This is a genomic window from Rhodococcus sp. T7 (assembly GCF_009872365.1).
Lineage (GTDB): Bacteria > Actinomycetota > Actinomycetes > Mycobacteriales > Mycobacteriaceae > Rhodococcus_F.
Map to the genome: position 1 here is coordinate 686,150 of NZ_WXYH01000389.1, position 18,423 is coordinate 704,572.

An 18,423-nucleotide genomic window follows, 5' to 3' on the forward strand; every position below is an offset into this window, starting at 1 on the left:
GCGGTGCTCGCAGACGGATCCGACTCGCGCGCCGCCCGGCAGGTCGTGGTCACGGTGGCCGCGGCAGCGGCCGACGTTCTCGAGACGTCCTCCGCCGAACTCGATAAGGCAGGTGCACTCCGCACCCTTGTCGAGGTCGCCAAACAGCTACACGCATCCGAGGCCGACGCGGACGCAGTCCTCGAGTTCATCGTGGAACGGGCTCACGAGTTGATCGGAGCCGATGTCACCTGGTTGGCCCTCGCCGACTACGAACACAACGAATCGCGTGTCACCGCGATGCGTGGTGCGCGGACTCCGGAGTTCGCTGCGATGCGGGTGCAGCTGGGACAGGGGATCACCGGACTCGCGCTGTCCGCTGGGGACGTGGTCACCCTCGACGATGAAGCCCACACCGACGACAGACTCCCGCCCCACATCCAGGACAGCATGCGCGGGGAGGGCCTCGTCTCACTGGTGTGTGCACCGCTGTTCCACAACGGAGACCTGATCGGCAATCTGCTCGTCGGGTTCCGCAGGCGTGCGGCGGTGCCACGCGACGCACAATACCTGCTCAGTGCGCTGAGCAGTCAGGCCGCGATCACGATTGCCAATGCCCGGCTCTACGCATCGCTACGCGAACAGAACGATCTACTCAAGCGGCACTCCGTGCTCAGCAGCGTCCTCACCGAGGCCTCACTCGCAGGCGGAGGCCAACACGCGGTCGCCGCGGAACTCGCCCGGGCGATCGGGAGCGACATCGTCGTCGAACGGGAGGACGACCATACGAGGGCCTGGAGATACCCGGCTGGAAGCGGAGCGCCCAGCGAGATCGAGGCCGATCCGCCCGGAGGGACGGACCGCGGTTCTGCGGCGGCGATCCGTGCGGGTGGGAGAGGCTCGGGTGGGTGCGTTTGGCCGAGTCCGGGCCACTGACCGACTTTCACCACGCGGCACTCAGTCTCGGAGCGACGGCCATCGCTCTCGAGCTGACCAAGGAGTTCGCGGCGTTGGAAGCCGAATGGCGCGTACGCGGGGAGCTTCTCGAAGAGCTGCTGCAAGCAGGTGCCCACTGGTCGGACAGCCTCCGCCGGCGCGCGCACCACGCCGGTATCGACGTCGCCGAGCCATGTGTGGTCGCGGTCGTCGAAGCGTTGCCCCGAGCCGATCAGGGGGCCATGCTCGCGATGTTCCGCGCCGCCGGCACGGCCCAAGGAATCTTGATCGGCACTCGCGGTGAGCGTGTGGTCGTGGCGCTTCCCCATTGCCACCGACCGCTGCGGTGGGTCCAAGAGGTGCTGGAGCGAGCCCGGGCGAAGGGCCTACCACTGATCGCCGGACTGAGCGAGGCGCACCCCGACCTCGCGCGGGGGCTGAACGAAGCACAGGCCGCGTTGCGGCTGGCCAGAGACAGCGGCAAGCCGGCGGTGGTTGTCGACGCGTCCGTTCTGGGGCCGTTACGCATCATGTTGGACGTTCAGGACACGACCCGGATGGTCGAACTCGTCCGGAACACGCTGGGTCCGCTGGCCGAATACGACCGCCGCCGTCAGGGCGACCTTCTCGAGACACTGCGCACCTTCCTCGACGTCGGGGGAAACCATCCAGCGACAGCTGAACGCTGCAAGGTCCACCTCAACACCGTCAAGTACCGTCTGTCGCGCGCAGCTGACATCCTCGATCGCCCGTTGGGAGACCACACGACGCGCTTCGAGTTGTCATTGGCCTATGCCGTGTGGGACGTGCTCGACGCACTCGAAATCACGCCATTCACCACCACCGAGGATTGACCCGCTGCCCGATGGGCGGGAATCGAAATCTGTTACTCAAAACGAAAACTCAGGATCCCGCACATCAACCGTCCTTCCCGGCGTTTGAAGAGCTCACGGTCCGCGGCCGTGCTCCATGAGATCGAGTCGGGGTGTCGGCGGGGTGGAAGCGTGTCCCCGCACCGCCTAACGCTGGTCGGATAGCGCTGCCAGCGATCTCAGTCCGAGGAGCCAGCGAACTGCGCCAGACTTCGTCCTCATCGACCATGGTTGACGAGGACGAACCAGAGCACTCTTCGTACTGGCGGTCATCGCAACTACTCGACCGCTTCCTACTGCGTTTGACGGAGGGTTTCCATGCGTTTCGCACGTCAACTCGTGCAGACTCCAGACGGTCCTATCGCCCGGGTAATCGCCGCGGGCAACGGCACGGACACATGGCATGACGTGCGCAGCAGCGTCCGCAGGCGTGCCCGGGCACGTGGGGCCACGACGGAGGGAGCGCTGCGGATCGCCGAAGCGCTCGTGCCGTCGAGCATGTCGGCGGCACTCGCACACGGCGAGTTGTTCCTCGATGCCGCCCGCGAGGCGGCCGACGACGCCGCCGAGGAGACCCGCGTGGACGACGTGGTCCTCACCAACGCTCTCGACCCCGTCAGCTACCGGGACTACATGGTCTTCCAAGAGCACTTCTCGTTCGGGTTTCGCTGGCAGAACAAACCTGTGCCCGATGTCATGTATGAGTTCCCCGTCTCCTACGCCGGTGACCCCCTGACCTTCCTCGGACCGCACGACGAAATTCCGTGGCCCTCCTACACCGAACGTCTGGACTACGAGCTCGAAATCGGCATTGTCATCGGGCGCACGGGTACCGCACTGACCCCCGACACCGCCCTCGACCACGTGCTGGGCCTGACAATCCTCAACGACGTCAGCGCCCGCGACATTCAGGCCCGCGAGATGACGAGCGGCCTGGGCCCGTCGAAAGGCAAGCACTTCGCCTGCGTCGCCGGCCCATACATCACCACTCTCGACGAGATCCCAGACGACGGTCTCCGTATGACCGCGCGGGTCAATGGCGAACCGTGGTGTGACACCAGCAGCGCGGAGATGGTGTGGTCGGTCGCCGAAATCGTCGCCTGGGCTTCCCAGGCCGAGATTCTGCGCCCAGGAGCATTGCTCGGGACGGGGACCTGCAACGGAGGCTCCACCGTCGAAATCGACCGGCGGCTGGCGCCCGGCGACGAGATCGAACTCGAGGTCGACAAACTCGGCGTGCTCCGCAACACCCTCGGCCGACCCGGAACCGGTTCCTGGCGCCCGGCCGCCCGCAACCGCGAATCCAACGGCCACGCAACCACCTTGCACTTCCTACGCTGATCCTGGGGAGCGCCATGTTCATCGCCATCATGACCTACACCTCCCCGCTAATACCGGACGATCCAAACGTGTCCGCACACCACGCCCATGTGGAGGACTGCTACCGGAAGCAGCTGCTGGTGGCGTCGGGGCCCCGCAAGAGCCACGGACCGGCGGACTCCTGGTAATCCGCGTAACTGACCGCCACTGTCGCGGGGAACTCATGGACCGTGATCCGCTCGTCGCGTCGGGACGCATCACCTACCAACTGATTCCGTCCACGCAGCGCGAGCGGTGGACCCCGCACTGGGGCACAACCCACCGCATTGACCGCACACCCTTGGACAACTGGCCGATCGAGCTAGCTTTCCCGGCCATGATCTGGCTGGCACGACCATGGGCCCATGCATTCCGCGCCACCAGAATTGGACGCACCACTTTCTCGAAAACAATCTGAAGGAGTTCTAATGGCCGAAATCTATCGAACCCACCTCGAGCAGTACTCGAAGCAGTTCGAATCGTTCCTCCGATTCCGGCGGGAGGACGGCATCCTCGAAGCGCGGCTGCACACCGACGACGGGCCGCTGCGCTGGAATCTCGAGGTTCACAGGGGCCTCATCCCGGCGATGGCCGCGATCAACGACGATCCCGAGAACGAATGCCTGATCCTCACCGGTACCGGTGATGCGTTCCTGGCCGAGTTCGACGGACCGAGTTGGCGAGACCACGGCTTTCACAAGCCGTTCAGCTCGTACCAGGGCTACGACATCTTCTACAAGGACCAGACCCGCGAGCCGTTCGCACTCCTCAACCTGCAGATTCCGGTCATCGCTGCCATCAACGGGCCCTCGATCGTGCACGCGGAACTAGCCCTACTCAACGACATCGTCATCGCCTCGGAGAACACGCACTTCTATGAGGGCCACTGGGACGGACTCGGCATCGTCCCCGGCGACGGAGTCCATACCCTGTTCCGGGAACTCCTTGGGCCCAACCGAGGACGGTACTTCCTGCTGATGGGGCAGCGCCTGTCCGCACACGAGGCGCGCGACCTCGGGCTGGTCGGCGAGGTTCTGCCCCGGGACCAGCTGCTGGACCGGGCATGGGAAATCGCACGAACTGTCTTCATGAGCAAGAACCGCATTCAACGGCGGCTCACCCGATCGCTGCTGATCCAACCGTGGCGCGAACTCTTCACGAAGGAACTCTCAGCAGGGATGGCTCACGAGAGCATGGCTTGCTTCGACTACTGGCCCATGTCCGACGAGCCCGGCTACGACATTGGCAGCCTCGTCAAACGGGATGTCAACGACTCGACCCCGGTGTAAGCAAGGACCCACCAGCGCTCACCGGCTCGGACTCCGGTCTCGAGCGTCTTCCCACACGCATGACTTACCGCCGGAACCCACCAAACCGAATCCAAGGCAAACGGTGGGGCACAATTGGTCCGATGCGCCGGAATGACGAAAAGGCCGTGACCGGGGTCTCAGGAGATTAGGACGCGACCTTCGTTTCCCACAGTGTGAGAAAGCGGCAGTGCCGTCTTCGCCGTATCAAACTCCGGGGACCGCGCGACAGGGTTGCCAGGCCAGACCCATGGGGTCCGGTGTCGGGCCGGGAACCCTGAGGTGGCGGATGCATGTGCGAGCATCGCCGCGGGTCAGGTGCGGTAGGCGTGAATGAGGTGGCGAGCGGTGTCCGGATCGCAGGTGGTGTTGGGTAGGTGCGCTCGAAGCACCTCGGCGAAACGGGATCTCGTCGTCCCGAATTGGATGAAGAGTTCGTCATCCGGCGCACCGCCGTGTGGCATCCAGGTCAGTGCGAACTCGAGGACGTATTCGGACTCCGGGGTGCCCTGCTGCGATCCGCTCCGACGTCGCGTCTGTTCCTCCCCTCTCCGCCGTAGTCGCTCGTACGCGCGGGTGGCGGCCTCGATCTCGCCCGCGCCGGCGCGGCGCGGAGTTGGAGCGTCAGCTCTACGGCGGCGACCTCGGCGAGGACATGACCAAGGCCTACCGGCGTAAATCTCCCGACATCGCCGACATGAGCACCGAATGGTGCGTCGGCGGCCTTCTCGCTCGTCCCGGACTCGACCTCAAGACGCGTGAGCTGATCTGTGTGACGCTCTGTGCGGTGGCCGGAATCGGTATGGGGTCGGTCAACGACCCCGTCATCGCCCACGCGAACGCCGCGCTGCGGGTCGGAGCCACGAAGCGGGAAATTTACGAGGCGCTGCTCCAGTGTGTCTGGTACACCGGTGCCGGCCCCATCCACGTCGCGCTCACCGCACTCAAGGACTTCTTCGACGAGGAGTTCTTCGAAACCGAATTCGATGACGACGATGCCCCCGTCAGCGTCACCGTGTGACACGCAGATTGCCTGATCACCGCCGCGCTGCGAATGCCTGACCGAGACAGATGCGCGCACCGGCCGAGCGTCCTCCTTCTGTCTGAGGGGAATGCTCGGCGGCGACGGCACCGACGAGCACATGCCTCGTAACATGCACCACCACGGCCGTCCCCGCGTGGAGCGCACCGCGGTGGGCGCGTACCCCCCGGGTGCATTTCCGCCGGTCACATCACTGAGCGACAGAACCATTCAGCCAAAGGAGATGCACATGTTGGACTTCGACGGCCGCGTCGCCGTGGTCACCGGCGCGGGCCGAGGCGTCGGCCGCGCCCACGCCAAGACGTTGGCCGCGCGCGGTTGCCGCGTCGTCGTCAACGACCTTCCCGGCACGGGGGCGTCCGGCGCCGCATCCGGACCTGCCCACGACGTCGTGAACGAGATCGTCGCGGCGGGCGGCACGGCCGTTGCGAGCGAACACAGCGTGACCGGGGGGAGTGCGCGCAACATCATCGCGGATGCGATCGAACAGTTCGGCCAACTCGACATCCTGATCAACAATGCCGGTGGCACCGATCATCGCGCGTTCGAGGACCACACCCCCGACTCATTTCGCGCCGACGTGGAACCGCACCTGTTCGGCGGTGTCGAGGTCTGCCGTGCGGCGTGGCCGCACCTGAAGCAGTCGGGAACCGGTCGGATCGTCAACACGATCTCCGCCGGAATCTTTCGGCAACGCCTTCATCGGGAGCTACTGTGCGGGCAAGGCAGGATTCCTCGGCTTCTCACGTGCACTCGCCAGTAGCGGCCCGATTCTCGTTTTTCACATGCGCTCGGCACCCTCCTCCGGTGACGGCTCCTCCGGTGACGGGCTCTCACCGATCCCGACCCGAACGGTTCCGCATGCCCCCCACGATGCTCGCACCCCCAAGTCCGCCGCGCTGATGATCGCGGGCGGCATCTTGTTCGCCGGGCTCGTCGCTCAACCGCCGGCCTCGGCCGACCCGCTGACGCTGCCAGGGGCCACCTTTCCGGGACTCGGTTCCGCAGACCCCGGCAGTGTGGGCATGGTGGTTGCCCCGACACCGCGACTGGCGTCGGTCGACAACTTCCGCGACGTCGCCGGCACCGGGGCGGGCTACCGCACCCTGCACCGCGGCGGCCTGGCCATCCTCGGCGACCCGCTTCCCGATCACCCGCTGATCGGCACACCGGACCCGCTCCACACACCGAGCCCGCTCGCTCATGGCGTCATCGACGGGGCGGGCGACCGAAGCGGCCGGGAGCGTTAAGGCCCTGCCTGAGCACCCGGCTGGAATACCACCGGGCGGCGCGGGTGTTGAACAGGCCGACGGTGGCGGGCATACCCCGGGTACCACACCAGAACAGTCGCTGCGAGCGACCACTTGCCGAGAGTCGATACGGCGTCACCGTCACCCTGACCGGGTCAGACCTTCACTGCGAAGCGTGCCTCGGGAAGGATGCGAAGCCGCGACGCCGGGGAAGGGGTCGCGGCTTCCCTTCCCTTTGACCACTCCCGATGATCTGCGTGCCCTCGGTGCGATCGTGCAACACGCCTTCCGGGAGGGAGCGGGAGTTGGCCTTCGTCGCTGCCGGCCTGCCTGCATCGATCAGCGATCTCCTGGGCGATGACGTCCTGACCTTCCTGCGGCGAGCTGACCGTCATTCCTTGGGCGCGGTGCCCCTCGACGAGGTGGCACAGGCCATCCGTGAGCCGCTCGAGGAAACCGGACGCTCGATCGGCGACGACGACTGCCGCACGGCGGCGGAGGCCACCAACGGATACCCATTTCTGATTCAACTTGTCGGATACCGCATTTGGAGGCAGAACCCGGCTGCGGCGGTGGTCTCCACCGGAGATGTCACCGTCGGGGTCGCCGAGCTAATAGCCGCAGGACTGACGAACAAGGAGATCGCCAACCGCCTGGTGCTCTCACCCCGCACAGCCCAGGGGCACGTTGAACACATCCTGACGGCGCACAGATCGCAGCGTGGGTAATCGAAACCCGCAGGCGCAATTCCTGAGATCGCGCATCACATACAGGCTCACGACCAAGTGAGACCATGCTCATGCGAGTGGTGTGCTCGGCAGCTCTGGGAAGAGTTTGACGGGACTGACCGACTTTCATTCGCACCCTCGGTAATTACCGACGACCGTCGGAGATTCCGCTCCGCCTCACCCTCACGGATGTATCACGGAACCTTCTGGGGTATTTCGCCCCGAGTTCGTAGCGTAGATCACATTGCGCTGCCTACGGTCGTCCTTACTCGACTCGAACCCGATGCCGGAGGAGCTGCTGTGATTACCGCTGCCGATGTGGATTACCACCCAAGTGAGCCGACGGCCCACACGTGGGCTGAAACGCAAGTCCTGGTCTTTTCAGTTCCAGAAGCCGGAATTCTGGGCAATGCCTACGTGCTGTCCCGGCCGAATGTCGGCGCCACCATTTCCTCGGTGGTTGTGCACTCCGGGTTCTGCACCCACCCGCATCAGATCGACTTCACCGACCCTCAGATGCATGTTCCGGCTCCGAAGACGTTCTCCAAATTCACGCTGGAGAGCGGCTTGAGTCTCGAGGCGACCAACGCTCCCCGTGACTTCCGCGTGTCGTATGAGCACGCACTCGGTGCTTGCCGTTTCGATCTCGAGTTCAGAGGGCTACACGAACCATTCGATGTTCACGATGCCGCGCAGAATCCACTAGTAGCCGGTTCGAAAGGTCCCATCGACACGGGACTCGGCGATGTGTGGGCGAACGGGCACTACGACATGATCGGGCATGTCACCGGATCACTGGAACTCCGTGGCAAGGAGTATCAGGTCGATTGCTACGACGGCATGGATCGCAGTTGGGGCCCGCGCGCCGAACTCGGCCACAGCGGTGCTGCCTGGATTCATGTGACGTTCGGCCCCGACTTCGGTCTCCACCTGGGGATGGCCTTGGACATCCGCGATGGTGAAGTGGTCTACGAGGGTCTGCGGTTCGGCTACGTGGTCGAGGACGGCGAGCTTTACGGGATCACCGAGGCGACCGTCGAGGCCGCCCGCGTCGACCTGGTCGCGGTGACCAACCACATCACGGCGGTAGACGTCCGGGGCAAGAAGCACGAGTTCTTCGGCACTGCCGTCGGTGGCGCACCGTGGTACAGCTTCAGCCCGGCATACGTCAGCTGCCAGAGCTTGTTTCGCTACCAGGACGGTAATCGGGTTGGCTACGCAGAGGCGACGGATGTCCTCGGCCTCGAATTTCTGGGAGAGCGTATGTCTCGTCACGGCCGGTTGCGCGTCGGAACTCGTCCCTGAAACCGGATCGTCCCGGCAATCTATCCGACTCGATCCGTTGCGGCACGCTGTGCTGCGGGCGGTCACGAAAGGCCCCTGTCTCCATGTCTCGTTCCATCACTGCCGCGGTGGTCACCGAACCCGGCGGTCCATTCACACTTCAAGAAGTAGAACTCGCCGATCCCGGGCCTCGGGAAGTCGTGGTCGAAATTCGTGGAATCGGTTTGTGCCATACCGATCTCGCGGCGCGTGACGGCATTTTCGGGCTGAAATACCCGATGGTCCTCGGGCACGAGGGCAGCGGCGTCGTCGTGGAGGTCGGCGCGCAGGTGACCGCGGTGGAGCCTGGTGACCACGTGGCCCTCTCGTTCGCATCGTGCGGAAGTTGCAGTACGTGCGGCGACGGTCAACCCGCCTACTGTGTCGAGTTCGGCGCGCGCAACTACGGCGCCGGACTGCGCGAGGACGGCACCAGCTCGATCAACCGAGACGGTGCTCAACTCACCGCAGCGTTCTTCGGGCAGTCGTCGTTCGCAACGCATGCGCTGACGTCCGAACACAATGTCGTCAAGGTGACCGCGGATGTGCCCGTTGAGCTCGTCGGTCCGCTCGGTTGCGGCATCCAGACCGGAGCCGGCGCGGTGTTCAACAGCCTGGACTGCAGAGAGGGCGAGTCCCTGCTGGTTCTCGGTGCCGGTCCCGTCGGTCTGGCGGCAGTGATGGCGGCCGCCGTACGCGGTTGCGCAACGATCATCGTCTCGGACCCCGATTCGCGGCGCCGTTCACTCGCCTCCGACCTCGGCGCGACCGCGACGCTGGATCCCACGGACGGACCACTCGCGGAGCAGGTCCGTGCCGTCGAAGGTGCCGGAGTGGACTACGCGTTCGACACGACCGGCGTCCCCGAAGTGGTGGAGGAGGCCCTCGGGGCTCTCGCGCCGCTCGGGACCCTCGGCTTGGTAGGGGTGCCGCACGACATGGCGGCCACCCTGCCGCTGCCCATCGTCCCGGCCATGGTGGCCGGTTTGACCGTGCGGGGCATCACCGAGGGTGACAGCGATCCCCGCACCTTTATCCCTTATCTGATCGACCTCTACCGAGCAGGCCAATTCCCATTCGACCGACTCATCGCGACGTTTCCGTTCGCCGACATCGAGTCCGCTGTCCAGGCACAACAGCGTGGTGACGTGGCGAAGGTGGTCCTGCTGCACAACGGATCGGCGGCCACGCCGTCGACCTACGAGACAGGAGCATGACCATGGTGGCAACAACAGATTCTGCCCGTTCCACCGGACGGGTGGAGCCCACGATCGACACCGTGCTGCGCCGAAAGATGGAACGGCGGGGGACGGTAACTCACGAGCAGCCCGTCATTGACGCAGTGTCGGCTCGGTTGCACGAATTTCTCTCCCGCCGGATCGATGGCGACTTCCGGATCGACGGCATCGCCCGACTCGCCGGGGGTGCATCGAAGGAACAGTTCGTCTTCGGCCTGGACTGGGAACAGAACGGGCGGCGGTTGCAGGACCGGATGGTGCTGCGCATGGATCCCCCGGGGTCGATGGTGGAGACACCGCGGCTTCGGGAGTTCGAGGTTCTGCACATGCTCGACGGTGTCATCCCCGTGCCCCGGGCGTACTGGGCTACTGACGATGCGACCGAGCTCGGCGCCCCATCGATGATCTGCGGCTATGTTCCGGGATCCGCTAGTGCGGCCGGTGCGTTGAAGACGGCCTCCGGGCTCGGGACGGTCTACGGGGCGCGATTGCGCCCGGTCCTGGGACCTCAGTTCGTTCGGCATCTGGCCCAACTGCATCGGTTCGACTGGAGCGACCACGATCTTCCGTCCTTCGAGCGTCCACGAGTCGGGTCGACCGACGCAATCGATTGGCGATTGGCAGCGACCGATCGTGCGTGGCGAGAAGACGCTTTCGAGGCGCATCCGGTGATCGCTCTGACCCAGCAGTGGCTGTGGGACCGACGACCGGCCGTCGACCACGTCTCGGTGGTGCATGGTGACTACCGAAATGGCAACTTCCTCTTCGACGAGGACTCCGGCGAGATCACCGCGCTGTTGGACTGGGAACTCACCTATCTCGGTGACCGCCATCATGATTTGGCCTACGCGATGATGGAGGGGTGGGGTGAGCACGATCCGGCGACGGGACAGTTCTACTGTTCGGCGTTGGTGACCCCGGACGAGATGATCGCGGAGTACGAGCAGATTTCCGGTCTGTCGGTGGATTCCGAACGACTGGAGTACTACACGGTCGTCAACATGTACTGGGCCGCGGTTGCTTTGATCGGCACCGGGCCGAGAAACGCGGCCGAGCGCCTGACCCACCTGGATGCGATGCAAACGTTCCTCGGCGGGCTCGGCGCGTTCTATCTCGATCAGTTGCTGACCATCGTCGGCAAGGACTAGGAGCCCCCATGATTCCTACTGTGGCACAGCAGATCGGCGCTGTCAGAACCACGATCGCAAAGACGGTCCTACCGGCGCTCGATCCGAACGACTCGTTCGCCGCGGAGCAGGCGGGACTTGTGCTTGCTTGCCTGGACTGGGTGCTGGATGTGCATCAGTTCGAGTACCCGTACGAGCGGGCAGAGCATACAGAAAATCGGAACACACTCAGTGCCTTGGCCGATATGGATCCGCAGATTGCCGATCAGGTACAGGAATTGCTCATCGAGACAGCTTCCTCTCCGTCTGATCTGGTTCATATGCGGGAGCAGGTGCGCCGACTGAAAGAGGCAGTCGCGCGGAGCTATCAGGTACTCGCTGCCGCCGGATCGCCCCTCACGGCCGCGGCCCGCCGCACACTGGCTGACGCTGCCGCGCGACAGGTGGCGCGGGAGCTTGCGTGGTGCCGGATGACGGGCTTCCCCCGCGGTGAGGTGCCGAATATTTCCGAGGTAGTCGCGACCTGAGCACGTCGCCGGCGGCAGATTCGATAGGACCGTCCACTTGACGGGAGTCAACGATGGTGGAGAGGAGGCGGATCCGGCCTAACCAGTCGGATCCGCCGCAATTACTGTTCTTGGATCGGCGGGTCGGTATCAAAGCGAGCGATGAGTTCGGCCCGGTTGGCGACGCCGCACTTACGCAGAACCTTTTTCACATGGGAGCGCACCGTCTCCACGGAGACGACCAGATCGGTCGCAATCGCAGCGTTCGAGGAACCGGTCAGCATCAACTCGAGGATCTCGCGCTCTCGGATGGTCAGGGCCTGGACGACCCCGGACGAGGGCGGGACCTGGGTTGACGCGAGGGGAGGAGAGGGCATCTCGGGTGCTGAATAGTCACGGCCCCAAAGCATGTGTAGGAGATCGCGCTGACGGTGGCGCCGCCGATCCAGGGCAGCGCACTCGAAGGCAGTGCCGACCAGTCCCGCGTAGGAGATCAGGGCATCGACGACCGGGACAGCGGGCGTTGCCCCGACGCGGATTACGGCCGCGGGTCTGCCGTCGATGTCAACGCGAAACACCATGAACTCCGCTCGAGGAAATACCGTAGGGATACCGGCAGACCCCGGGCCGGCAAACGCGGAGGGGAGTCGGAAGGGTGCGGGAAGCGGGAGACCCGGCGCGGCGCGCAGAGGGGTCGCGTGTAGTCCGTCGAGTTCGGAGAACACTACGTTGTCGCACTCGGCGATACCGGCGGCACCAGGGCAGATCGCGCAGACAACATCCTCGACGGTAGTGGCTCGCTGCAGGGTGGTCGCGGCCGAATGGAACGCCTTCGCTACGGCCTCCATACGGTCGAGCTCCGCGGACTGGGTCCGGTCGCGGCGCTCGATCAGGTCGGCAAGCCGGATCCCAGCCTCACGGGGATCGGCCGTAGAACCTGAGGTGAGCTCGGCCAGGATGCGGTCGATCTCGACAGTCATAGCTTCATGGGGTGCCATTCGATTCTCCTCAGCACCGGCCCCGCCCTTGGCGGTGCGATTTCCTGTACAGGGCAGCCGCTTCGGCGCGAGTGGACACAGCTAGTTTGCGATAGATCCGTTGAATATGAGACTTCACGGTTCCTTCGGAGACGAACAGTGCCCGCGCGATGTCGGCGGAGGGGGCGCCGTGGGCGACGAACTCGAAGATCTCATGTTCCCGGGCAGTCAGTGAGGTGCAGTGCAGGGCTCGGACGGGGCCGTCCGAGCAATCGGGTCGTTCGGATTCGGTGCCGAGTGCTTCAGCGAGGCTGAGCTGGGTCTGCTCGAGCTCATCGAGGGCGGTCCGCATCGCCGTGATCTCCTCGGCGACCCGATGGTTACGGGTCACGATCGCTGATCTGAGTGTCTCGTGCTCCTCGGTCAGCGCGCACACCGTGGCTGCGGCCCGCAACGTCATCATGTCGGTTTCGTCGACGTCAACGTCGTGGTGATCCGCGTGGAGCAGTGCAGTCACACGGCCAGCCGAAACAACCGGCACTGCGAGATAGCCTCGCGGACGGGATAATTCGACGAGCGGACGGTAGGTGTTCCGATAAACGTCGATCGAATCGACAGCGATCGCGCGTCCGCTTCGCATTACCTCCTCCTCACGTGGCGCCGCCCCGGGCGGAAGGGATAAGGTTTCTATCGCCCGACGCAAGGGGGTGAACGAGTCTCCCAGTTCGGGGTGAATCGCGATTGTGGTCGGCGACCACCCGGAACTCGAGGCTGGTGAGTACACAGATTTCCTGAAGCCCAAGTCCTGGCACAGTCGATCGGTCACAATGTAGGGGCGCTCGACCCACGACGCCCCGCGCAGTTGCGCGAGCAACGACCGGAGCCCGGTGAACCGGGAACTGTGGTCCGCGATTCTTCGTGCTTGGTGTCGTCGCCGGATTTCCTCGAGTTCGGTGAGAAGCTCAGCAGCACTGCGAAGTTCGTGACCGTCACCTCCGGAACGCAGAAGTGAGAGAAGGGCCTGACGGGTCCATTCGAGGGTGAGCGAATCCTCGGCGGCCTGCTCCGTCAGCCGTGCTGCGGCTCGGCTGTCGCCGCTCCGGACCGCAAGGTCGAACAAGAAGGTGAGCCGGTGATCGTGTGAGTGTGTCATCGAATTTCCTCAGGTCCTGTGCCACGCGCGACCGCGTGGTCCGCACGTTCACCGGGCGGCGGTGCGATCAGGCGCTTGCCGCGGGAAGGTAGACGGTCTTGAGTGTGCGGAACGCGTCCAGGCCCTCGGGGCCGAGTTCACGGCCCAGCCCGCTGGCTTTGACACCACCGAATGGGGCGTGCGGGTCGTTCGAGTAGTGGTTGACGCCGATCGTGCCCGAGCGGATTCGACGGGCGACGGCGGTAGCTCGTTCGACGTCCGCGGACCACACCGTGCCGCCGAGCCCGTAGTCACTGTCGTTCGCGATGGCGATCGCTTCGGCCTCGTCCTCGTAGGGAATAACCGTCAGCACTGGGCCGAAGATTTCCTCGCGGGCAATCGTCGCCGAGTTGGTGACGTCGGCGAAGACCGTGGGCTCGACGAACCATCCCTGATCGAGGCCTGCGATCCGCCCGCCGCCGGTCGTCAGACGGGCCCCTTCTGCGATCCCCTTCGCAATGTAACCCTCTACGCGGTCACGCTGCCTTTCGGATACCAGCGGGCCGATCTTGGTGCTCGGGTCGAGCGGATCTCCGATCGACAGAGATCGTGCGAGGTCGGTGATGGTGTCGACAATCTCGCCGTACCGGGAGCGCGGCGCGAGAACACGAGTGTTGAGCCAGCAGATCTGGCCGTTGTTGAGGAACGTGACGCCGAAGAAGTCCTCGATCGACGAGGCCAGGTCGGCGTCGTCGAGGACAACCGCCGCGGACTTGCCGCCGAGTTCGAGCGTGACCGGGCGCAACAGACGTCCGCACGTTTCGGCAATGGCACGGCCGGCGCCGGTGGAACCGGTGAACGAAACCTTGTCGACGCCTGGATGCGAGACAAGGTAGGCGCCGAGATCCCGGCCGCCCGGGACGATGTTGAGCACCCCGGCAGGTAGCCCGGCAGCGTGCGCCGCCTCCGCGACGAGGAAGGCGTCAAGCACTGTCTCCTCGGCCGGCTTGAGCACGACGGTGCATCCGGCGGCCAGCGCGGGGGCGATCTTGAGGAAGGAGATGGCCTGGGGAACGTTCCACGGCACGATCGCTGCGACGACACCGACCGCTTCGCGGGTCACGATCGCGGACCCACCCAGCATCCCGGGGCGGACCTCTTCGGCGGGTTCGGCGGTGGTCAGGCCGGCGTAGTAACGCACAAGTATGGGCGGGAACCCGCCCTCGAACTGGTCGGCGAGCCAGATCGGCATGCCGTTCTGCAGAGATACGCGCCGTGCTGTCTCCGGGCTACGGGACTCGAGTTCCTCGGCAAACCGTTCGAGGACCTTGCTGCGATCCGCGGGATCCCAAGCGGCCCAGCCGGTCGGATCATCGAAGGCTGCGCGAGCGGCCGCGACCGCGGCATCGATGTCGGTCTCCACGGCCCGTGGGACGGACCCGACTGTGCTGCCGTCGGCTGGGGAGTGCACGGTGATCGTCGCAGCGGACCGTGGGGTTGCCCACTCCCCACCGATGTACAGCTCGGAGTAGTCAATTGTGCTCATGGTCCTCCTCGGGCGAAGCCGCCGGAACCGGCGGAGAAACCCTCACGATGAGGGACAGGGCAACCTTGCTGGACGGCGACATTTGGATCAACAATTTTCGTTGGTTCCGGGCAAAGATCACCCAGAAGGAGTACTCCCTACCACCCACTTCGGCCCGGACGGACCGTTGCCGACGCGGATGAGTAGTGGCGGGGTATCACCGCCTCCGTTTGGTCTAATGTTAAATCCATATTAACCCTGTGGCAAGAGGCGCCCTCTCGGTGAGCCGACACGACGCGGACGGCGAACCTGGGCTCCGCATTCGGAGGATGAAGAGCCCAGGACCGCCCTATTGCGCGGCTGCGCAGGATCTCCCTGCCAGGAAATCATCGACGCTCCGGACACGATCCCGGCTGGACTCGAACCCGAACGGTGCGTACCACGATCGCTGGAACGCGAGGAGCTCGCGCGAGGATTCGACAACCCACCGGCCCAGCTCTTGGCGAACCTCGTCCGGAAGCGTTTCGTCCCGTACAACGGCGCTTACGGCCGCGGCGAGTGTGGCGCCCTGCTCGAGGAGTTCGGTGGTGCCCGTGGACGCGGCGTCGCGTGCAACCCGTGCAGCATCGACCTGCTTGGGCAGGTCGCCGACCGCAGCACCGACTGTTGCGGAGAGGCGCGTCAGCACACCCTCGGCCATCTGGAGATATTCGCCCAGTTCGAAGCGGGACCGTTCGTGGATCCGGTAGATCCGCGTACGCAGGAACTCCAGGTAGTCGGCGACGAGGGGCAGTTGCTCGGAGGCGAGCGGGTCATTCGGGTCCACGGCCGGTGCGACCGAGTCGAGGAGTGACTTGCGCAGGGCACCGAGAGTATTGCGCGAGTGGTCCATCAGAGCACCTCGCTCAGTAGGGTGTTCAGTTCGTCTGCAGCGACCGCGGCCATGCCCTTGACCCGGCACAGGACGACATCTTGATGGGATTTGCCGAGCTTGGCGACACGGTGCGCCGAGGCCAGGGTGGATACGACGATTTGGTAGGCGTTGAGAATCTTGTAGAAGGTGATCTTGTCCGGATCCACCGGTAGCCCGGTGGCCTGTTCGTACCGTCGGTAGAAGTCACCTTCAGGGATGAGTCCGCACACAAGGTAGTGGTCGAGTTCGTCGAAGTGACCGAACGTGGACTGCGTGGTCCAGGCAAGGTCTCGGTGCCGGTCACCGAGATGACCGCGTTCCCAGTCGAGCCAGGCGGTGATCTCGAGGGTGGATTCGTCGTAGAGGAAGTTTCCGCTGCGGTAATCGCCGTGAACGATGCCGACATGATCGAGGACGGGCAAGTGGTGGCGCATCCATTGTTCGGCCACGTCCATCAGCGGCAGGTCGGTCGCCCGGTCTTCTTCCCACGTGCGCCGGGCTTGGTTGAGCAGCCATCGTGCCGCGTCGTCGGTCCCGACCCGGGGTTGCGCAAGGCTGGTGAACGTCGCTGCGGACAGATCGAAGGTGTGAAGGGCAGCCAGGTAGGACAGAAACTGCTCGGCGAGTGGTTCGCGGGCATCGACTCCGAAATTTGTGCCCAGTCCGCTGATCTTCCCGGTGATGGTCGCCGACGGTTTGGTGATCCCGGAGACGTACGAGTAGATCAGTGCGGGTTCGGGAAAGAACTCTCCGTCGACGTCGATGAAGTACGGCCGTGGGACGGGAATTGTGTCCCGCACGGCGTCGACGAGTTCGAACTCGCGTAGCCGGCTGGTGGCATTCGACCCTTCGGCAGGGTCCATCCGGACCACCATCCGCTCACTCGTCCACGTATCGGACTTCTTGCGGTGCAGGGTGAAGCCCATCTGGATCTTGGACACACCACCGGTGAACCATCGAGCGTCCGACACTCGGAAGGGTCCATCGACGCGAGTGGAGAGGAACGACTCGACGCACCGAACGAACTCGTCGAGGTCCATCCGCCGGTAGGGGCCGAGTGCGCGCCGCTTCATCTTGCGTGTCAGTGTCCGATCCACTTCGGGTTCGGTCGGGTAGAGCCTTCGCAGATGTTCGATCTGTGTATCGGTGGGGTCGTCGGCCCAGTCCCGGTCGGGCAGGGGAAGAGTTGCTGTGGTCATGAGGTTCGCTCCTACTTCAACCGGCCGTGGCGGGACATCCGCTCGGCCATGTAGTCCAGGCCGAAGATGTCGCCCATCTCGCCGTAACCGACGGCGGAGCCGCGCTCGTAGCGGAACAACGACTGGTAGCAGACGTGGGACGGGTTGAACGTGTACCACGGGTGGCCGGCGATCGCGCTGCCGAAGAACTCGTACTTCTTGCCGCGGACGTCGGTGGCTGTGACGTGGTTGCTGAACGCGAGCATGTCGACGCGCTCGGCCTGGATTGTTCCGTCGACCAGGCCGTGGACCTCACCCTGGTCTACGACGTACCCGAAGCGGATCTTGTCGTAGAACACCTGGCCTCGTTCGATCCGCATCGGCACCGCCATGTGCATGGCGAAGTCCTCACCGAAGTTGATCGAGACCCAGGAGACTGAGCGGGTGCCGATTTCGGTGCGGGGGCCCCAGCTGTGGTCCATCCCCTCGTAGGACTCGACCTGGTAGGTCTTTCCCCGTAGTTCCAGCTCGCCGCGGATCCGGCCTTTGACCTCGAAATGGCCGTTTTCCCACTCGTCACCCTTGCGGGCGTCGTCCGAAGAGGCGAGGTCATGCTCGAGGAGTGGGTTCTGATCGGGGTCGTGTGGGTCGAACGGGTCATGCAATCCTTCGAAGGTGAGATCGAAACTCGCTGCGCCGAGTGCGTTCTTGTATTGCATGCGGTAGTTGCGCGGACCGTCCGAGGAGACGGTCAATCCGTTGTCCAGGGAGTAGTTGCTGAACGACTCGGGGCAGGGGAGGTGCATCTGGGGGTCGGTGAAGTCGACTTCGTAGGGTTGGCGGCAGAAGCCCTGGCCCAGGATCACCGAGGACAGGGTGACGCCGAGGTTCGGACGGGCCAGCACGTAGGCGTTTCCGAAGATTGCTGCTTCGGGTACGGAGATGATCAGGACCGTGGTTTCGGTCCAGGTCCGATCGGTGAGGTCGCGGGGGTGGAATTCGGTGTCGGTGTAGTTGATCACAGTGGTTCC

19 protein-coding genes are annotated in these 18,423 nt (G+C 64.7%); 13 read left to right on the forward strand and 6 right to left on the reverse strand.

What is annotated here, in order from left to right; translation table 11 throughout:
- Positions 1 to 3: 3 nt before the first annotated feature.
- The 13 genes from MLGJGCBP_RS47235 (at position 4) to MLGJGCBP_RS47295 (ending at position 11,688) form a co-directional block, all read left to right on the forward strand.
- On the forward strand, positions 4 to 915 hold the full coding sequence (locus MLGJGCBP_RS47235; protein WP_160101382.1) for a GAF domain-containing protein: 912 nt from the start codon (positions 4 to 6) through the stop codon (positions 913 to 915).
- Positions 888 to 1,769 (forward strand): PucR family transcriptional regulator, encoded by an 882-nt coding sequence (locus tag MLGJGCBP_RS47240; RefSeq protein WP_160101384.1) that lies wholly within the window; start codon positions 888 to 890, stop codon positions 1,767 to 1,769. The genes MLGJGCBP_RS47235 and MLGJGCBP_RS47240 overlap by 28 nt, the downstream gene beginning before the upstream one ends.
- Positions 1,770 to 2,105: 336 nt before the next feature.
- Positions 2,106 to 3,128, forward strand: coding sequence for a fumarylacetoacetate hydrolase family protein (locus MLGJGCBP_RS47245; protein WP_160101386.1), 1,023 nt, complete (start codon positions 2,106 to 2,108; stop codon positions 3,126 to 3,128).
- A 14-nt stretch (positions 3,129 to 3,142) separates the two neighbouring features.
- Positions 3,143 to 3,295, forward strand: a complete 153-nt coding sequence (locus MLGJGCBP_RS47250) for a hypothetical protein (protein ID WP_160101388.1) — start codon at positions 3,143 to 3,145, stop codon at positions 3,293 to 3,295.
- A 279-nt stretch (positions 3,296 to 3,574) separates the two neighbouring features.
- A complete protein-coding gene (locus MLGJGCBP_RS47255; protein WP_160101390.1) occupies positions 3,575 to 4,435 on the forward strand; it encodes an enoyl-CoA hydratase/isomerase family protein in 861 nt (286 codons plus the stop codon).
- A gap of 634 nt (positions 4,436 to 5,069) precedes the next feature.
- Positions 5,070 to 5,474: a carboxymuconolactone decarboxylase family protein gene (locus MLGJGCBP_RS47260; RefSeq protein WP_160101392.1), complete on the forward strand. Its 405-nt coding sequence runs from the start codon at positions 5,070 to 5,072 to the stop codon at positions 5,472 to 5,474.
- 250 nt (positions 5,475 to 5,724) lie between these two features.
- A complete protein-coding gene (locus MLGJGCBP_RS47265; protein ID WP_160101394.1) occupies positions 5,725 to 6,258 on the forward strand; it encodes an SDR family NAD(P)-dependent oxidoreductase in 534 nt (177 codons plus the stop codon).
- A 22-nt stretch (positions 6,259 to 6,280) separates the two neighbouring features.
- Entirely contained in the window at positions 6,281 to 6,745 is a 465-nt protein-coding gene (locus MLGJGCBP_RS54565) for a hypothetical protein (protein WP_160101396.1), read from the forward strand.
- A gap of 305 nt (positions 6,746 to 7,050) precedes the next feature.
- The gene (locus tag MLGJGCBP_RS52810; protein WP_236581535.1) at positions 7,051 to 7,473 is read left to right on the forward strand and encodes a LuxR C-terminal-related transcriptional regulator; all 423 of its coding nucleotides are present in this window, start codon (positions 7,051 to 7,053) and stop codon (positions 7,471 to 7,473) included.
- A 189-nt stretch (positions 7,474 to 7,662) separates the two neighbouring features.
- The gene (locus MLGJGCBP_RS47280; protein ID WP_236581536.1) at positions 7,663 to 8,778 is read left to right on the forward strand and encodes a DUF7064 domain-containing protein; all 1,116 of its coding nucleotides are present in this window, start codon (positions 7,663 to 7,665) and stop codon (positions 8,776 to 8,778) included.
- A gap of 83 nt (positions 8,779 to 8,861) precedes the next feature.
- Positions 8,862 to 10,013, forward strand: a complete 1,152-nt coding sequence (locus tag MLGJGCBP_RS47285) for an NAD(P)-dependent alcohol dehydrogenase (RefSeq protein ID WP_160101398.1) — start codon at positions 8,862 to 8,864, stop codon at positions 10,011 to 10,013.
- 2 nt (positions 10,014 to 10,015) lie between these two features.
- A complete protein-coding gene (locus MLGJGCBP_RS47290) occupies positions 10,016 to 11,182 on the forward strand; it encodes a phosphotransferase family protein (RefSeq protein ID WP_160101400.1) in 1,167 nt (388 codons plus the stop codon).
- Positions 11,183 to 11,190: 8 nt separating this feature from the next.
- Positions 11,191 to 11,688: a hypothetical protein gene (locus MLGJGCBP_RS47295; RefSeq protein ID WP_160101402.1), complete on the forward strand. Its 498-nt coding sequence runs from the start codon at positions 11,191 to 11,193 to the stop codon at positions 11,686 to 11,688.
- Positions 11,689 to 11,789: 101 nt separating this feature from the next.
- On the opposite strand, the gene MLGJGCBP_RS47300 is transcribed toward MLGJGCBP_RS47295, so the two are convergent.
- The 6 genes from MLGJGCBP_RS47300 to MLGJGCBP_RS47325 form a co-directional block, all read right to left on the reverse strand.
- On the reverse strand, positions 11,790 to 12,665 hold the full coding sequence (locus MLGJGCBP_RS47300; protein ID WP_160101404.1) for a helix-turn-helix transcriptional regulator: 876 nt from the start codon (positions 12,663 to 12,665) through the stop codon (positions 11,790 to 11,792).
- Positions 12,666 to 12,675: 10 nt separating this feature from the next.
- Complete coding sequence (locus MLGJGCBP_RS53945; RefSeq protein ID WP_328799659.1) at positions 12,676 to 13,797, reverse strand: helix-turn-helix transcriptional regulator; 1,122 nt, start codon at positions 13,795 to 13,797, stop codon at positions 12,676 to 12,678.
- 67 nt (positions 13,798 to 13,864) lie between these two features.
- Positions 13,865 to 15,322 carry an aldehyde dehydrogenase gene (locus MLGJGCBP_RS47310; protein ID WP_160101408.1) on the reverse strand — a complete coding sequence of 486 codons (1,458 nt, stop codon included), beginning with the start codon at positions 15,320 to 15,322 and terminating at the stop codon, positions 13,865 to 13,867.
- Positions 15,323 to 15,650: 328 nt separating this feature from the next.
- Entirely contained in the window at positions 15,651 to 16,193 is a 543-nt protein-coding gene (locus MLGJGCBP_RS47315; protein WP_160101410.1) for a hypothetical protein, read from the reverse strand.
- Positions 16,193 to 17,413 (reverse strand): phosphotransferase family protein, encoded by a 1,221-nt coding sequence (locus MLGJGCBP_RS47320; protein ID WP_160101412.1) that lies wholly within the window; start codon positions 17,411 to 17,413, stop codon positions 16,193 to 16,195. The genes MLGJGCBP_RS47315 and MLGJGCBP_RS47320 overlap by 1 nt, the downstream gene beginning before the upstream one ends.
- Before the next feature lie 11 nt (positions 17,414 to 17,424).
- Entirely contained in the window at positions 17,425 to 18,414 is a 990-nt protein-coding gene (locus MLGJGCBP_RS47325; protein WP_160101414.1) for a DUF7064 domain-containing protein, read from the reverse strand.
- Positions 18,415 to 18,423 lie beyond the last annotated feature (9 nt).

Bases quoted from the DNA above. Each gene is read 5' to 3' on its own strand.
- MLGJGCBP_RS54565 (WP_160101396.1), top strand. From the start codon at position 6,281: ATGCGCTCGGCACCCTCCTCCGGTGACGGCTCCTCCGGTGACGGGCTC.
- MLGJGCBP_RS47250 (WP_160101388.1), top strand. From the start codon at position 3,143: ATGTTCATCGCCATCATGACCTACACCTCCCCGCTAATACCGGACGAT.
- MLGJGCBP_RS47300 (WP_160101404.1), bottom strand. From the start codon at position 12,665: ATGGCACCCCATGAAGCTATGACTGTCGAGATCGACCGCATCCTGGCC.
- MLGJGCBP_RS47255 (WP_160101390.1), top strand. From the start codon at position 3,575: ATGGCCGAAATCTATCGAACCCACCTCGAGCAGTACTCGAAGCAGTTC.
- MLGJGCBP_RS47280 (WP_236581536.1), top strand. From the start codon at position 7,663: ATGTATCACGGAACCTTCTGGGGTATTTCGCCCCGAGTTCGTAGCGTA.
- MLGJGCBP_RS53945 (WP_328799659.1), bottom strand. From the start codon at position 13,797: ATGACACACTCACACGATCACCGGCTCACCTTCTTGTTCGACCTTGCG.
- MLGJGCBP_RS47320 (WP_160101412.1), bottom strand. From the start codon at position 17,413: ATGACCACAGCAACTCTTCCCCTGCCCGACCGGGACTGGGCCGACGAC.
- MLGJGCBP_RS47290 (WP_160101400.1), top strand. From the start codon at position 10,016: ATGGTGGCAACAACAGATTCTGCCCGTTCCACCGGACGGGTGGAGCCC.
- MLGJGCBP_RS47295 (WP_160101402.1), top strand. From the start codon at position 11,191: ATGATTCCTACTGTGGCACAGCAGATCGGCGCTGTCAGAACCACGATC.
- MLGJGCBP_RS47245 (WP_160101386.1), top strand. From the start codon at position 2,106: ATGCGTTTCGCACGTCAACTCGTGCAGACTCCAGACGGTCCTATCGCC.
- MLGJGCBP_RS47265 (WP_160101394.1), top strand. From the start codon at position 5,725: ATGTTGGACTTCGACGGCCGCGTCGCCGTGGTCACCGGCGCGGGCCGA.
- MLGJGCBP_RS47285 (WP_160101398.1), top strand. From the start codon at position 8,862: ATGTCTCGTTCCATCACTGCCGCGGTGGTCACCGAACCCGGCGGTCCA.
- MLGJGCBP_RS47315 (WP_160101410.1), bottom strand. From the start codon at position 16,193: ATGGACCACTCGCGCAATACTCTCGGTGCCCTGCGCAAGTCACTCCTC.
- MLGJGCBP_RS47310 (WP_160101408.1), bottom strand. From the start codon at position 15,322: ATGAGCACAATTGACTACTCCGAGCTGTACATCGGTGGGGAGTGGGCA.